Raw genomic sequence first — 14,851 nt, forward strand, 5'->3', positions numbered from 1 at the left:
TTTTTATTTCTTATAAAATTCGTGCAAATGGTAGGCTGGTAGCATATCAGGAATACATGCCTGACTTTTTATAATACTAGTGATTGCTTCATTTTTAGTTGCTAGCTCTTCTATAAGGAGGTGTGCTCGTTGTGCTAAGAAGGGGGACATTATTTTTGCTTGATGCATCTGTTGCTTTATAGCTTCATGTTCCTTATTTTTTGCAATTTGCAATTCAGAATGAACTTTTTTAATTTCCTCTAAATTTTCTGCATGTTCAATTTGCTTTGCAAGCTTAATCTCTAACTTATTTATTTCTTCTTTATGAGTTTCTACGATTTTATTAGCTATTGATAAGCTATTAATTAATTCTGTTAATGAAATTACGTAGCTACCCATTTCATCAGCACTACCTGCAAGTCTATTAAAAATATTTAAGAATTGCTTTAAATGTGGGTTATCTGAAAAGTTTGGATATCTTACTTTATGATCAATTTCACTCCAAGCTTCTTCAAAAATTGTTCGAGTTTGAACTTCACATGTAAGTTTTTCTGTTGCAGGTACAATGTAGTGAATCGATCTATAACTGTCGTGATGCTTTTTAGTTTCACAGTCGGGTTGTAAGTATTGTTCTAAATCATCTCCTTCACGATAGTAGACAACTACATTTTCTTTAGGCGTCCATCGAGATAAAATGTGCTGATGTACAGGTAACCAATCATGTTTAAATAGATATATGGCTCTTACACCAATTAAATCATCCAGTTTTGATTTGTAATTGGTAACGTTGATATCTATATATTTTTCGTTATTACTTTCTTTTTTTCTAATGATTTTTTCAATCAAATGACTAGTATCTTTAACACGCCAGCGAACAGAATGAACTTGTTTACAACGTTGAATTTTCTTTGCAATCAATTCAGCAGAATCTAAAAGCTCTTCTTGTGTTTCTGTGGAATTGTAGTCTTTAGTGATATCAATTAGGATTTGAATGTCTAAATCAATAGTCTTAACTCGCTCAAGATCAATACTCATTGATTCTAAAAACTGTTGATGTTCTTTACTTATTCTCAAAATTGATATCCCCAATAATTTATTCTAAAGTTTTTACTAGAGTGATTTTATATTAAATTTGATGAGTAATCGAAAATTCACGATTCCCCACAATTTTCACCTTAAGAATCTTATCAAAGCCTTCATCCAAACTCGGGACTTCAAGCTTCTTATAGGTAGCACGTACACCCACTTCAGGAATATTGGCTTTGCCTTCACGATGGCTATTACGTTCTAAAGCATTGTTCAAATCCGTTTCAAAATAATAAGAAATCACTTCAAAACCAGCATCTTTAGCACGTTGAATATAGCGTGCTCGGTCTGCTTTGGTCGGGTTAGTATTATCAATCATCATTTTGGTTTTAGAGGTTAAACAGGCTTCAAAGATTATATTTTCACGATGCCGTGTTTTAAGCATATCTAAATTAATTCTTAGATGACTATGATATAAATTGAGTAGATAAAAACTCGATTTTCCCGAAGCTTGCACACCTGTGAAAATAATCAGTTGCATGGTGATGGTCAGAATGAAGATAATCAAACATTAAAGCATGCGTATTAATCATCGACAATGCATATGCTGAGACATTCAATCATTCAGTATTTCGTAAGTATTAAAAATAAGAAAGGTACAACATTGTCAAATTTATATTTAAAAATCATAAAAATAGGTGTGTGTAGCAGTATGCTATGGCTCACCGCTTGCCAACAACATTTTCTCCTTAGTCCAACTGAACCGACAGAAGCAGATTTGGTGGCCAATTCAGTGGCGAATGGACTGAGCCAAGAAATCAACATTGGTTATGAACAAGCATACGACAACCTTAGAGATGCTTATAGCCAATGTATGGCATTTACCAGTGAAAAAGGATTTGTCTTTACTGACAATAAATTTGAGCCTGATTTGGAAATGGCGACTCTATTTGGACGCTCTAAAGGAGGGGTCTATCTGTATAAAACTACATTGGAAAGTATTAGCCCGACAACAACAAATTTGACTCTATATTTACCCAAGGGATATCAATTTCCACGATCTAGGCTTAAACAAGATGCTATCAGAGCATTGGGGCAAGACCGCCTTTGCCGAACCAAACACAATTCAGCAAAGGAATTAGGATAGAAGGGCGCTATGCACTCCCTTAATTAAACAATTATTCTTTGTTTCCAGTAGTGTCTGCATCGCTTGATGATCCAGACTTTGGAATCAACATGGCAGCAAGTTTTAACATCTCACTTTGAACCGAACCAAGTTGCTGTTCAATTTTATTGAAATCGACCTGACTAAAATCAACTTGTCCATTTAAGAGTGGAGACTTCAATGCTTGTTCATTTGCTGTTTGAATGTTTTGACGAATATTGTCAATTTCACTACTTTTTAGATTGAGCTGATCCAAGGCCTGATTAAAACCAGTCAATTGAGATTTTAAAGCCGTAACTGTACTTTCAAGTTGTTGAATATCTTTAGTATCCAATGCTTGTTGTAAGTTTTCTTGAGATTGTTGCAACTGTGCAATGTAGTCGCCAGCTTTCAGTTGAACATCTGCAACATCACGTGCAATATAGAAGAAATTACCCGATTTCAAATCAGCCTGATTGCTTGATTCACTCTCTTGATTATCAGCCTCACCGCTCTGCTTCTCTGTTTGTGTAACTGAAGTTTGATCACTTGTTTCAGCTTCTTCTGCTTTATTTGATGAAGAGTCACATGCACTTAGAAAAAGAATTGCAGTCAATGCTGAAAGAGGGAGGAGTTTAGCTTGAAGAAAATTTTTCATGGCCTAAAAGTCCAAATATTCAATTGTTTAGAATATATCGAATAATCATGAAGACAATATAGATTGTTGCAAAGTCATAACAAAATCATCAGATTTATTTGAAATTATTATTTTTAAAGTGGTATTTAATTGAGATGGATATTGAAGATTTTTAGAAAAACAGCCAGAAATATGTCGTTTCTAGCTGTAACTTTAAAAATTATTAACTTTATTTGGCCAGTTCAGCATTAATCGCATCAACTAAGCGAACATCATCTGCTGTGATATCTGGAGCAAAACGGGCAACGACTTCGCCTTTCTTATTGACAAGGAATTTTTCAAAGTTCCAAAGTACTTCAGGTTTAGGATTTGGTGTTAAACCATAATCAACTAAATCTTTCCACCAAGGACCTTCGCCAACACGCTCTGGAATGGCTTGAGTCAAAGTTTGATACAGTGGATGCTTATCATCACCAGCGACTGAAATTTTAGAGAAAAGTGGGAATTTCACATCATAAGTGAGTGAACAAAATTCTTGAATTTCAGCATCTGTACCGGGTTCTTGTGCCAAGAAGTTATTCGCAGGAAAGCCTAAAATTTCTAGACCATTTTCTTTTTGTGCTTCGTAGAGTTTTTCAAGCCCTTCGTATTGTGGTGTAAGACCACATTTTGAAGCGACGTTTACAACCAATAGCACTTTGCCTTGATATTGACTTAGATCAACTTCATTGCCTTGAATGGTTTTAACAGGAATTTGATAAACAGAAGCCATTTTTTGTTCCTTAAAAGTATGTGTGCATAACCGTGTTGTATCGTGTTCGCTGTTTCAATTCAAGTAAAGATTTATAATGAGATGATGATTTTAAATGCAAAAAAAACAGGCATTGAGCCTGTTTTTAGTTTTGAAATTTATAAATTATTTTGCAGTCACTTTGGTTTGAAGTGTTTGCATTTCTTGAAGTAAAGATTGTTGAAGTTCAGTTGCTTTCTTCTGAAGTTCAGTGATTTTTTCCATATTAGGTGGAGTTTCTACACCAGCTTCTGCTAGGTCTAAACCAAGATCATTTGATTCTTTCATTTTGTCACGAATTGAATCTGCTTCAGCACTTTTCAAATCAAGTGCTTCAAGTTCGTCATTGAAACTATCGACATATTTGTCCATTGAATCTACCACAGCATCTAAAGCTGCTTTATCGCCTTTTTGAGCCGCTTGCATCACGTCATTTTGAAATTTTAATGCTTCCTGTGCTTTTGCATTAGATAAGGTTTGAATCTTATCAAGATCGGCACGTATATCTGCATCAACACCGTTGGTTAAAGCTGTGACTGTTGTAGCAGCAGTTGTTGTTGAAGTAGTTGTTTCTGCATCATTTGGTTTTTTTTCACAAGCCGTTAGACCCAAAGCGACAGCGCATAAAGATGCAAGAATTAATTTTTTCATCATTTTTCCTTTTAGTGTGCAGATTTGATTTGCACTATTTTTAATTAAAAACTGTGGAATCAAATGTTAATCATTGAATCTGATACCCGTAGATTCTATGATTCAATCTGTATTTATATTTAAAGTCACTGCATGTATAGCATGATGAGTGACTGATAATTTGAAAATAAAGGTGAGTATTTAATCTGAAGTTTGTGTTATCTATACAATCACTACCAGATCAAACGCTTCATTTGTAAGCATAATTTCTCATGCATTTGAAAATAGATATATAGTATTTTTGTAGATAAACTAATCAATATAAATGTAAAGCTAAGTTGCTACACAGCATCTACTACTTCAGATATAGTGACGCATTTAGAAGACAAATCCATCAAAGCATTTAAAACAATTTTTGTTGATATATGAATTGACCCAAAGGACTTGTAAGTTTTTTCAACTGAGTAAACTTCTATTTGTTCATTGTTTCGTTTTAAATATTTGTCATTCAAAAACTAATCATTAAAGGATCATTATTGTATGTTTAATCCATCGAATCAGCGTTGGTGGGCTTATGCTTTACCGATGATTGCCGTATTGATTTGGTCATTAAACATTACAGTCACACGTTATGTAGCAGAGTTCATTTCTCCGATTAGTATCAGTTTTTATCGTTGGTTGATTGCTTTTGTTTTAATGAGTCCTTTTGTGCTTTTAAGCGTATGGAAATACCGTACCGAAATCCGCCAACATGCATGGCAGTTCGTAGTATTGGGTGCTTGTGGGATGGTCTTTTATCAAGGACTGGCCTATAGCGCAGCGCACTATACCACCGCGACCAATATGGGCATCATCAACGCATTTACTCCAATTTTTACGATTTTCATTTCAATATTTATCTTAAAGGAAATGCCGACACGCTATGCGGTAATTGGCGGCATATTGTCCTTTCTGGGTTTGTTGTATGTGATGAGTCAAGGCAATCTCCAAAGCTTAATGCACCTCGCAGGGCATTGGGGTGATCTCTTGATGATTCTTGCTGTTTTTTTATATGCTTTTTATGGCGTATTTTTGAAAAAATGGCAGATTAAAATTCCATTATTAACCAGCCTTTACGTACAAATTGCATTTGCGCTGTTATTTCATTTGCCATTCGTTTTTGTATTGGGATTAGATGCCATCAATAGTCAAAATGTTGGTAGTGTATTGTATGCAGGAGTATTTCCTTCTATTGTTGCGCCATTGGTATGGATGATGGCTGTGCAATATATTGGGCCCAATCGAACCAGTATTTTTATGAATGTTATGCCCATTGGAACAGCATTGATTGCATATTTTTGGCTGAATGAAGCATGGACGATTTATCATACAATTGGTGGCGTGATTATTCTTTTAGGGATTGCTTTAGCACAAAAGCGCGTTTAATCTGTGGTAAATCGAAGAGATTGAATATATATAAATAATAAAAAAGTATCCGAACTAAAAAAATGAAATTTTATTGATTCTTAGTTTCTATATATGTTTTTAAAAAAAATGGATTAACCAATAAAAAATAAGTACTTATTTTAAACCTTCTTGTTATTGTTTTTTTGTATAAATAAATGTGTGATATGTATCACAGAAGCTCATTTGTCGTACAGATTATTTTATTGCATAATGCGCTCATAGCAAACAAAGTGCTCAATAAACAAAAGCTTTTTGTTCTGCAAACGAATTTTCGTACCCTCTGGATGTGGTATACACATCCTTTTTATGCTCAGCCAACCTATAGGCTGAGCTTTTTTTTGTCTTAAATTTATCGTTTTAAGTGATAAGGCAGTTCCATTTATAAATAACTTTGATTCCGTTGCTATGTCGTCATGATGAGGTATTTAATGACGAATCACTTCACCCGTCATAGCATCAATAATTCGGCTGGCTTCTTGGCTTAAGCCCAAATCACCATTCAAATAGTTCAATTCAGAACCAAAATATTGACTCACATCTTGAATTGAGCGAGCAGCAGATTGCCCTGCGAGATTGGCACTGGTTGAAACGATAAAACCATTGAAAGCATTACAAAGTGCGATACAGAGTGGATGGTTGGTCACACGAACGGCCACTTTGGGGTGATCGCCTTTAATCCAATGCGGAATACTGTCATCTGCTGGGAGTAGCCACGTTGTAGCACGGTCATGACCAGACTGATGGGTCCAACTGTCGATCACTTGTTGACGTGTCGTGGCATCGAGTGATTGAAGTAAGTGTTCAACTTGGCTGATTTGCCCTGCCAAAAGAATGACTCCTTTTTCGATAGGACGTTGCTTTAAGCGTAAAATTTCTAAAAAAGCAGACTCATTAAACGGGTCGCAACCTAAGCCCCATACTGCCTCTGTTGGATAAGCAAGCACTTGACCTTGCTCTAAACATTTCGCAGCCTCAGCAACTGAGGTTGTAATCATAACGGGATACCTGTGGTGTAAAAGAACTTATTGTGAACCTTAATGACTTTGTCGGCAACGTAGATATAAGCCTGATTGTTGAATCACGAGTCCCATGAGCTCAAGTTCCATGAGCAATCCTGTTAATTCAGCAGTTTGTATGTCAAGCGCATATGCCACCTCATCCAAGCTTTGTCCAACCCAATCAAGTTGTTGATAAATTTTAAAAAGATGGGTCGGTAATTCAGGTGTTAAGTTCAGTGCTTTACTATTTTTGCTCTCTTTTAATGAAGTAGGTTCTGATGAGTCATTTATTTCATGATTTATGTTTAGATTGGCTAAGATTTGAACTTTATATGGATTGTCTAATACTGAAATTGGGGCTTCGCCATTGGTGAGAGCAGGGTTACTTTCTAGTTTTGGATGAAGATTTTTTGGCTCTGATTGATTATTGCTATTTTGATTGTGTTGCCACTGTGTCGGTAGTGCTAAGTCTTCAATGATTTGCTCAGGATGATCGACCAAGATTGCACCCTCGCGAATCAGTTGATGGCAACCTTGATGAAACTCACTATAAATATGCCCTGGAATGGCAAAAGTTACTTTACCCTGATTCGCTGCCGCTTGTGCAGTGATTAAAGAGCCGCTGTTCAGCTTTGCTTCAGCGACCAATACCCCTAAGCTTAAACCACTCACTATACGATTTCGCCGTGGAAAGTTGTGCTGTAATGGTTTGGTTTCAGGCAAAAATTCCGAAATGATCGTACCTGAATGTTGCAATATTTGTTCATGTAAGTGACGATTCTGCGTAGGGTAAATAGAGTCTAGCCCAGTTCCGACTACTGCAATCGTTCGGTGATTCTTTAATGCACCCAAATGTGCAGCTTCATCTATACCTTGCGCTAATCCACTGGTGATGAAAAAACCTTTGTCACTTAAATAATAGGCAAAATCATAAGCCACTTGCTTGCCATGAGGGCTAGGCTTACGACTACCGACAATGGCAACTTGAGGTTGACTCAGGTTTTGATAAGACCCTTGACCAAATAAGATCGGTGGTCGATCAGCATAAGGGAGCAATTGTTTAGGATAATCAGCGTCACTATCAAGCAATATAAAGTCGCAAGATGCGCGTAACTTTTCAAGGCAACGCTGAAATTTTTCTTGCTCAATTGGTGTTTGGAAATGCGTGGCACGTTCAACATGATTCTTATGCAACGATAGATCAGACCATTTTTCTAAATTGGTACTTTGAATTGCGCTATGTGCAGATCCAAAATGACGAATCAATTTCTGATAAGACGAAAGCGAATGTTGAACCAAATACCATAGGGTAATGTGATTCAAATGATCTTGAGAAGGGTGATCCATCATATTCATACCTGTTTTTATTGTTTTTATTTTCAGTGAGTCATTTTATATCGTGGGTTCAGATATAAATAGGCTGTTCTCTAAGTTTTTAAAGAACAGCCTGATAGGGTTTCATTCATGTCATTTCATTCATTTGAAGAATGAATACTGCATGATTAGTTCTGTGTTGTTGGTGGCGCTTGAATTAAAGCACCCACTTTTACAGGAAGTGAACTATCTAAAATATAAGCATAGCTGAACTGATCAAAAGTTTTAAAGATCATTAGATTCCCTACACGTGGGTTCGGAAGTTTAACCGACTCTTTAGTTTTAGGGTCACGAACGACTTCACCTTGTTGGTAAATACTTAGTACATGTCCAGCTTTAGCACCATGCATAGCACCACGATTCACTGTTACCACACTGCGTTGCGCCGCTGTACCAATTGATCCCATCACACGAACGATTTGACCATCTGCGGTCACTTCATTGGTTGCAGTTGGGTAGAACAAACTTGGTAATTCAGGGTTATAACGCGGTAGAACCAAGTCACCACGACGGACTTCCGCATTGAAGCTTTCAGTCAGTTCTAATGTCGTCACATCACCTTCACTTTCAATCGCAGTACCTGCTGCAACTTCGAGTAATTCAGCAGCGACAATCTGTTTTTTGCCCTTAGCATTGGTCACAGTGTACGGTTCAGACTCGCGGAATACGCCGTAGTTTTGACCTGCAACTAAGCCATTACCACGTGCATAAACAGTTTGACCTACACCCGCAACAACACGATTATCTGCCGTCCCAAGGATATAAGGCGTACCTACGATCGACTCTGGTGCGATAATCAAACCATGATCTAACCACTGCTGAATATGTGCAGCAGGAATGACTGGAATGGTATTGTTTAATGATTCAACGCGGATTTGAGGTTGTAATGAAGTGCCGCCGCCATGACGACGAATGACACCTTCACAGCCATCACCTTCATCTTTACCAATCAATGGACGACCATCTAAAGTACAAAGTAAAAGGCGATCACCTGGATAAATCCAATGTGGATTTTTAACATGACGATTGCTCGCCCAAATCTCTTTCCAACGCCAAGGCGAACTTAAGAACTTTCCAGAAATATCCCACAATGTATCGCCTTTTTTTACGACATATACATTTGGCGCACTTGCTTTAAGTGCAGGTGGTGAATTGTTCGGGCTGGCTTGTGTTATTTGTGTTGTAAATACGCCAGCACTTAAGCAAATTGCAAGAGCAACACAGTGTTGTTTAAACCCCTTAGCACGTAAATGGTTTGTGCCATTGAAAAGCTTTTTCATTATCATAATTCCTAAAATTATGTATCTATTTGCGCTATAATACGCATATTACACGTATTACTAAATGAAGCATCAACTTCATTAATTTTTTAAGATCAATGGCATAGCCAGTGAGGAGCAGTATGGCCTTATTACCTATTTTAAGTTTTCCTGATCCCCGTTTGCGTACCATTGCAAAACCTGTCAGTGAAGTGACGGATGAAATTCGTCAACTTGCAGCAGACATGTTTGAAACCATGTATGAAGCACCAGGCATTGGCCTAGCAGCGACACAAGTTGATCATCATATTCAGCTTATCGTCATGGATTTGTCTGAAGATAAAGATCAGCCGATGGTTTTTATCAACCCCAAAGTGACTGCTCTAACAGAAGAAACGCAACCTTATGAAGAGGGCTGTCTTTCTGTACCACAAATATACGATAAAGTTGATCGTCCGTCACGTGTGAAAATCGAAGCAATTGGTCTCGATGGTCAAGCATTTGAAATGGATGCTGATGGTTTATTGGCTGTATGTATTCAGCATGAAATGGATCACTTAGATGGCAAGCTGTTTGTCGACTATCTATCACCATTAAAACGTCAACGTGCACGTGAAAAAGTTGAAAAGGTTGTACGACAACGTCAAAAGGAAAAAGTAGCCGTAAAACGCTAATTTCTGTTTAAGCCTTTTATTAATTTACAAAGCCCAATCTCGATTGGGCTTTGTTATAATGATTTGGTGTAAATGTTTGAGTCGGGTATTTGCTAAGAGTCGGGTTTCTGCTTGGGTTTACGGCAGTATTATTACAGATCGCTGTGTTTTTACAGCCTTTGCTACCAAAGCAGTTTCAAATTGCTCCGGTTTGCGAAACGATCACCCGTGCCTTATTTGAACAGCCTTATTCAACGCTCAATTCAGCATCGTCCCAATTACATCAACAGCATGGGAGTGATCATCAACATCATTCTGCGCAACAGCATGCACAGCTTCAAGCCCATGCCGCCCATTCAGATCACAACCATCATGATGTAAATCATCAATGCCAATACTGTACGGTATTTGGTAATTTGGTTTTGCCACCTGAATTGCAAGTTAAAGAAGTCTTGGTACGGATTCAAGTCCGACTGCTTGCATTTGAAAAAGCGTTTAAGCATGTTTATTTCCAGCTACAACGCTTATACCTTCTTCCTCAAGGGCGCGCGCCACCACTTTTTACATAAATCAAATCTTTTCTCTGGGTCTTTATGGATTCCAGCACATTTTATTTATGTATTAGTGAGATTTAGAAATGGCTCAGCCAAAATTCTTTTTACAGCCTCTTGCGGCTGCGATTTGTGTTGTCTTTTATTCAGGTACTGCGAGTGCAAGTTCTGAAGTTCAAAAAAATTCAAATTCGACAAAACAATCCGTCAGTTTGGCACCGATTGTTGCGACGGCTCATCAAGGCAATGATGCCAATGGTTTGATTGTTCGTGCTGATCCAAAACAGCCGATTCAACCCATTCCTGCCACAGATGGTGCAGATTATTTACAAAGTATTGTTGGTTTTAGTGCTGTGAATAGCGGTGCAGGAACCAATGGTGATGTAACTTTTCGTGGCATGTTTGGTTCACGAATTAAAATCCTAACCGATGGCACAGAAAATTTAGGCGCATGTCCGAGTCGTATGGACTCGCCAACGTCATATATTTCACCTGAAAGTTATGATCGTATTTCCGTGATTAAAGGACCTCAAACCGTTCAATATGCCAATACAGGTTCCGCTGCAACAGTAATCTTTGAGCGTCGTCCAGAACAATTCAACGATGATAAAAATTATCGTGGGCAGGCGAGCGTGGTTGTGGGTTCTTACGGTCGTTTAGATCAAAATATTGAAGCTGCTATTGGCGATGAGCAGAAATATGTGCGTCTAAATACCAATCGCTCGTTGTCAAATAGCTACCAAGATGGCGATGGAAATACTGTGCCTTCAGATTGGATGCGTTGGAATGCAGATTTAACCCTTGGTTGGACACCTGATGAAAATACGTGGCTAGAGCTGACAGGTGGTACAGCAGATGGTGAAGCGATGTACGCAGGTCGTGCAATGGATGGATCGCAGTTTAAACGTGAGAGTTTGGGGTTACGCTTTGAGAAGAAAAATGTCACCGATGTGATCAAAAAAATTGAAGCGCAGGTGAATTACAATTTCAATGATCATGTCATGGATAACTTTAGCTTACGTCAGGCTCCAATGAAGCATGATCACGCTACCCATGAGATGTATTTAGATAAATCATCAATGCAAGTGACACGCCGTACTGTGAATGCACGAATGGCAGTCACACATGAATGGGATAAAGTTCAATTCATTACAGGTGTTGATACTCAAAATAATAAGCATGCAGGCGGTATGGTTTCACATAGTATGAATATGCCGATGAAAGAAGATATGCATTTTAACTCCTATGGTGGTTTTGGAGAGTTGAGCTATCAATTGAGTGAAAACAATAAATTGGTTTCAGGTGTTCGTGTAGATCAAGTCAAGGTTGAAGATTTACGTCAGAACTCCATTACAAAGGGTTTTAATCGTGAATTGGATAAAACTTTAGCCAGTGGATTTATTCGTTTTGAAAATGCACATCCTGAACATGATGATGGTAAAACCTATATCGGTTTAGGCTTTGTAGAGCGGATGCCTGATTATTGGGAACTGTATAGTCCAAAACACGGCAATGCGGGCTCAAGTAATACCTTTAATGGAGTGGATACTGAAAAAACCTTGCAGCTTGATTTTGGTTATCAACATCAACATGGGGTTTTTAGCTCATGGGCATCTGCTTATGCAGGATTGATCAATGATTTTATTCTGATGAGTTATCATGATCATGCAAATATGGATGGTCATAGTCATGGTTCTACATTCAGTGCAGGCGCTAAAAATGTCGATGCCACCATCGCAGGGGCTGAAGCAGGTGTGGGTTACCAATTCACAGATGCGATTCAAGCGGATGTAAGTGCGATGTATGCATGGGGTAAAAACACCACAGACAACAAACCGCTACCGCAAATTTCACCTTTAGAAGCACGTGTCAATCTACGTTATATCCAAGATAACTATACACTGGGTGCATACTGGCGCTTGGTAGATGGCCAAAACCGTGTGAGTTTGAATCAAGGAAATATTGTTGGCTATGACCTAAAAGAAAGTGCAGGTTTTGGCACATTGTCTTTAAATGGAACCTATCACATTCAAGAGGGTGTGGATCTGTCTGTCGGTATCGATAATGTCCTCAATAAAACCTATACCGAACATCTTAATAAATTAGGTGATGCAGGAACAGGTTTGGCTGCAACTAAGCAATTTAATAATATTGGTCGTAACTACTGGGCGCGCATCAGTATGAAGTTTTAAGTTCTATTAACCATTAGAAAGTAAAAGACCGAGCTTAATGACTCGGTCTTTTTTATTGATTCAAAATAGAAACTAAAATGAAACTATTGATGCATACTTGCCAATTGTTTACCTGCATTTTGATAAAGTTCTAAAGCATCTTCCTGTTGTTGACGCCCTCTTTTCTGTAAATAAGCATCAAGTTTGGGAATCTGTTTAGCACTGTTGTAGATCACTGTATTTTTCGCCAATAAATAAAGCGGATACCAAGCCACTGCACGGGGTTTTAAGCCTAAATTTTTCATTTTTTTACGACCCAAAAACATCTGCGTTACATCGAGATGATTCCGATAGGCTTTCTTCTGAAAAAAATGGTTAAAGTGTTTGTATTCGCGTTCAAAAGGTTCTTTTGATAGACTGACTGCTAGTGATTTACTACTTTCATCCACCTTAGGATGTGCATAGTTCATCCATTGTAGTAATTTCCAACCCTCTGATTCTTTATTGATAAGCCATTTTTCATCTACTCCCATCAACCAGCCTGTGTATTTCCAAAAATGCATCATCGCATCGACTTCGTCTTTGTTTGGAAAAATCCCAATTCCACGAATCCCTAATAATAAAACACCACTAAAGGCAACATTCGTTAACGCTTGATCAAATTGATTGATCGGTATGCCCCAAGTTTCAGTATCCCATTCTTTTGATTTATTCAATTGATAGCGCACCAAGGAATGAATAAAACGGACAAAGATCGTAGAGGTAAAGCCGTCATTAAAACGATCAAACCCATTTTCTTTATTCACATCCAACCACCACTTGTGCGTTTCAGCGAGACGCTTGCCTGCATATTTACTCAAAGCCCCTGTTAATATCAGCGGTTGATTAAAACCAGGGTACTGATATCCCGTCATCAGTGCCAAATCTCTAAGAATAAAGGTGCTGTTGGTACCCAGACGATGGGTGAATTGAAGAGATGTCTTAATTTTTGATGGATCAAACCATTCAGGTAGTGTTTCTACCAAATTGAAAAATTCAGTTAAGACTGGAATGTCTTCAGGTAAATGATCTAGACCTTTGTAAAGTGCTGTTTCAAACAGCTTGCGGTGCTGTCGAGGATTGGTCATCACCCAAGCCATAACCTTATCCATAGGGACATCACCTGTAAACATACTTTTATTCAATGCCAAATAGTCTTCATAGCTAGGAATGAAATTTTGTTGAGTGACTTTGTTCAAAATTTTAGATAGCAAATCACTCTTAACCATCTTATCAAAAGAGGCTAGGCGTTTTGGGGCGTGAAGGTTTGACATACTTATATAGCTCTGATTATTATTTGATCAAAGATTAATATGAATATTTATTCGCATTCAATTCGCATTTTATTACTGAAGGCACTATGAGAAAAAGACCACAACAACAAAGAGCCAAAGTCATTGTCGATACGATTCTGGAAGCAACTCAAATATGCATTGCAGAATATGGGTTAATGCAAGTCACAACACCGAAGATCGCAGAGAAATCAGGAGTCAGTGTAGGGTCTATTTATCAGTACTTTGAAAATAAAGACCAAATCATATTGGAACTACTACGCCGTAAAAGTGAAAACTTAGGATTGGCTTTAAAACAAATGGCAATGGTCAAAGAACAGATCGAATTGAAAGCACTGATTGATATGAGCCTTCAATTTGGTTTTGATGTGATGCGAGAGGACAACGGATTCTTTATTGAAGTTCTCAAATATTGGCACGGATATAACAATTCAGAAGCTGCAGAAATCTTGGAAAAACATTTTTTAGAAGTGGGTTTATATGTATTTAATCGCTTTTATCCGCATTGGAGCTTTGAAACGCTCAAACATAAATCATTCGTTATCATTAACAGCACCTTATTCACTATGATGCGTTATGTAAGTAATAATGACTTTCTTATTACAGAACAACAGCTTAAGAAAGAGTTATCCATTATGATCATTAGCTACTTAGAAAAAGAAAGTGAATAGTTAAATTTATTTAAATTAAAATATATATAAATATTAATAACTTATAAATTTTTGGATTATTAAATATCCATACGAAAAATCTTTATTTGTAAAAGGGTTGCAACGGTTTAGAAATGCTGTAGAATGCACATCCATCGGCGGTGATGTTAATTAAAACTTGTTGATAAACAATGGTTTAGCCTGATTGGTTG

General features: G+C 37.5%; 15 protein-coding genes. 6 read left to right on the plus strand and 9 right to left on the minus strand.

Annotated elements, in window-relative coordinates; translation table 11 throughout:
• Positions 1-3: 3 nt before the first annotated feature.
• Together AC5YDM_RS11250 and AC5YDM_RS11255 are read right to left on the minus strand one after the other, a co-directional pair.
• Positions 4-1,053, minus strand: coding sequence for a RelA/SpoT domain-containing protein (locus tag AC5YDM_RS11250; protein WP_496152197.1), 1,050 nt, complete (start codon positions 1,051-1,053; stop codon positions 4-6).
• A gap of 52 nt (positions 1,054-1,105) precedes the next feature.
• The gene (locus AC5YDM_RS11255) at positions 1,106-1,546 is read right to left on the minus strand and encodes an AAA family ATPase (protein WP_496152198.1); all 441 of its coding nucleotides are present in this window, start codon (positions 1,544-1,546) and stop codon (positions 1,106-1,108) included.
• Positions 1,547-1,717: 171 nt separating this feature from the next.
• On the opposite strand from AC5YDM_RS11255, the gene AC5YDM_RS11260 reads away from it, so the two are divergent.
• Positions 1,718-2,152, plus strand: a complete 435-nt coding sequence (locus AC5YDM_RS11260) for a hypothetical protein (RefSeq protein WP_496152199.1) — start codon at positions 1,718-1,720, stop codon at positions 2,150-2,152.
• Between the two features lie 31 nt (positions 2,153-2,183).
• Here the strand turns inward: AC5YDM_RS11260 and AC5YDM_RS11265 are convergent, their stop codons facing one another.
• From AC5YDM_RS11265 to AC5YDM_RS11275, 3 genes are all read right to left on the minus strand, one after another.
• Positions 2,184-2,807 carry a PM1805 family lipoprotein gene (locus AC5YDM_RS11265; protein ID WP_496152200.1) on the minus strand — a complete coding sequence of 208 codons (624 nt, stop codon included), beginning with the start codon at positions 2,805-2,807 and terminating at the stop codon, positions 2,184-2,186.
• Between the two features lie 208 nt (positions 2,808-3,015).
• A complete protein-coding gene (locus tag AC5YDM_RS11270) occupies positions 3,016-3,558 on the minus strand; it encodes a glutathione peroxidase (protein WP_496152201.1) in 543 nt (180 codons plus the stop codon).
• A gap of 144 nt (positions 3,559-3,702) precedes the next feature.
• A complete protein-coding gene (locus tag AC5YDM_RS11275; RefSeq protein ID WP_496152202.1) occupies positions 3,703-4,227 on the minus strand; it encodes a PM1805 family lipoprotein in 525 nt (174 codons plus the stop codon).
• A 519-nt stretch (positions 4,228-4,746) separates the two neighbouring features.
• On the opposite strand from AC5YDM_RS11275, the gene AC5YDM_RS11280 reads away from it, so the two are divergent.
• On the plus strand, positions 4,747-5,631 hold the full coding sequence (locus AC5YDM_RS11280; RefSeq protein ID WP_496152203.1) for a DMT family transporter: 885 nt from the start codon (positions 4,747-4,749) through the stop codon (positions 5,629-5,631).
• Between the two features lie 446 nt (positions 5,632-6,077).
• Here the strand turns inward: AC5YDM_RS11280 and tsaC are convergent, their stop codons facing one another.
• The 3 genes from tsaC to AC5YDM_RS11295 form a co-directional block, all read right to left on the minus strand.
• On the minus strand, positions 6,078-6,647 hold the full coding sequence (tsaC, locus tag AC5YDM_RS11285) for an L-threonylcarbamoyladenylate synthase type 1 TsaC (RefSeq protein ID WP_496152204.1): 570 nt from the start codon (positions 6,645-6,647) through the stop codon (positions 6,078-6,080).
• A gap of 39 nt (positions 6,648-6,686) precedes the next feature.
• Positions 6,687-8,000, minus strand: coding sequence for a DNA-processing protein DprA (dprA, locus tag AC5YDM_RS11290; protein ID WP_496152205.1), 1,314 nt, complete (start codon positions 7,998-8,000; stop codon positions 6,687-6,689).
• Between the two features lie 152 nt (positions 8,001-8,152).
• On the minus strand, positions 8,153-9,304 hold the full coding sequence (locus AC5YDM_RS11295; protein WP_496152206.1) for a LysM peptidoglycan-binding domain-containing protein: 1,152 nt from the start codon (positions 9,302-9,304) through the stop codon (positions 8,153-8,155).
• Positions 9,305-9,426: 122 nt separating this feature from the next.
• Between AC5YDM_RS11295 and def the strand changes: the two genes are divergently transcribed.
• The 3 genes from def to AC5YDM_RS11310 all read left to right on the plus strand — a co-directional run bounded on the left by def (position 9,427) and on the right by AC5YDM_RS11310 (position 12,679).
• Positions 9,427-9,957, plus strand: a complete 531-nt coding sequence (gene def / locus AC5YDM_RS11300; protein WP_496152207.1) for a peptide deformylase — start codon at positions 9,427-9,429, stop codon at positions 9,955-9,957.
• Positions 9,958-10,046: 89 nt separating this feature from the next.
• Complete coding sequence (locus tag AC5YDM_RS11305) at positions 10,047-10,505, plus strand: DUF2946 domain-containing protein (protein ID WP_496152208.1); 459 nt, start codon at positions 10,047-10,049, stop codon at positions 10,503-10,505.
• A 68-nt stretch (positions 10,506-10,573) separates the two neighbouring features.
• Positions 10,574-12,679, plus strand: a complete 2,106-nt coding sequence (locus AC5YDM_RS11310; protein ID WP_496152209.1) for a TonB-dependent copper receptor — start codon at positions 10,574-10,576, stop codon at positions 12,677-12,679.
• Positions 12,680-12,762: 83 nt separating this feature from the next.
• Here the strand turns inward: AC5YDM_RS11310 and AC5YDM_RS11315 are convergent, their stop codons facing one another.
• Positions 12,763-13,971, minus strand: a complete 1,209-nt coding sequence (locus AC5YDM_RS11315; protein WP_496152210.1) for an oxygenase MpaB family protein — start codon at positions 13,969-13,971, stop codon at positions 12,763-12,765.
• A gap of 86 nt (positions 13,972-14,057) precedes the next feature.
• Between AC5YDM_RS11315 and AC5YDM_RS11320 the strand changes: the two genes are divergently transcribed.
• A complete protein-coding gene (locus tag AC5YDM_RS11320; protein WP_496152211.1) occupies positions 14,058-14,660 on the plus strand; it encodes a TetR/AcrR family transcriptional regulator in 603 nt (200 codons plus the stop codon).
• Positions 14,661-14,851 lie beyond the last annotated feature (191 nt).

It is taken from the genome of Acinetobacter sp. CY81, from assembly GCF_059515925.1.

What these genes read in the sequence shown, in the direction of transcription:
- AC5YDM_RS11275 (WP_496152202.1), bottom strand. Translation starts at nt 4,227, where the DNA reads ATGAAAAAATTAATTCTTGCATCTTTATGCGCTGTCGCTTTGGGTCTA.
- AC5YDM_RS11265 (WP_496152200.1), bottom strand. Translation starts at nt 2,807, where the DNA reads ATGAAAAATTTTCTTCAAGCTAAACTCCTCCCTCTTTCAGCATTGACT.
- tsaC (WP_496152204.1), bottom strand. Translation starts at nt 6,647, where the DNA reads ATGATTACAACCTCAGTTGCTGAGGCTGCGAAATGTTTAGAGCAAGGT.
- AC5YDM_RS11310 (WP_496152209.1), top strand. Translation starts at nt 10,574, where the DNA reads ATGGCTCAGCCAAAATTCTTTTTACAGCCTCTTGCGGCTGCGATTTGT.
- def (WP_496152207.1), top strand. Translation starts at nt 9,427, where the DNA reads ATGGCCTTATTACCTATTTTAAGTTTTCCTGATCCCCGTTTGCGTACC.
- AC5YDM_RS11260 (WP_496152199.1), top strand. Translation starts at nt 1,718, where the DNA reads ATGCTATGGCTCACCGCTTGCCAACAACATTTTCTCCTTAGTCCAACT.
- AC5YDM_RS11280 (WP_496152203.1), top strand. Translation starts at nt 4,747, where the DNA reads ATGTTTAATCCATCGAATCAGCGTTGGTGGGCTTATGCTTTACCGATG.
- AC5YDM_RS11255 (WP_496152198.1), bottom strand. Translation starts at nt 1,546, where the DNA reads ATGCAACTGATTATTTTCACAGGTGTGCAAGCTTCGGGAAAATCGAGT.
- AC5YDM_RS11295 (WP_496152206.1), bottom strand. Translation starts at nt 9,304, where the DNA reads ATGAAAAAGCTTTTCAATGGCACAAACCATTTACGTGCTAAGGGGTTT.
- AC5YDM_RS11270 (WP_496152201.1), bottom strand. Translation starts at nt 3,558, where the DNA reads ATGGCTTCTGTTTATCAAATTCCTGTTAAAACCATTCAAGGCAATGAA.
- dprA (WP_496152205.1), bottom strand. Translation starts at nt 8,000, where the DNA reads ATGATGGATCACCCTTCTCAAGATCATTTGAATCACATTACCCTATGG.
- AC5YDM_RS11315 (WP_496152210.1), bottom strand. Translation starts at nt 13,971, where the DNA reads ATGTCAAACCTTCACGCCCCAAAACGCCTAGCCTCTTTTGATAAGATG.
- AC5YDM_RS11320 (WP_496152211.1), top strand. Translation starts at nt 14,058, where the DNA reads ATGAGAAAAAGACCACAACAACAAAGAGCCAAAGTCATTGTCGATACG.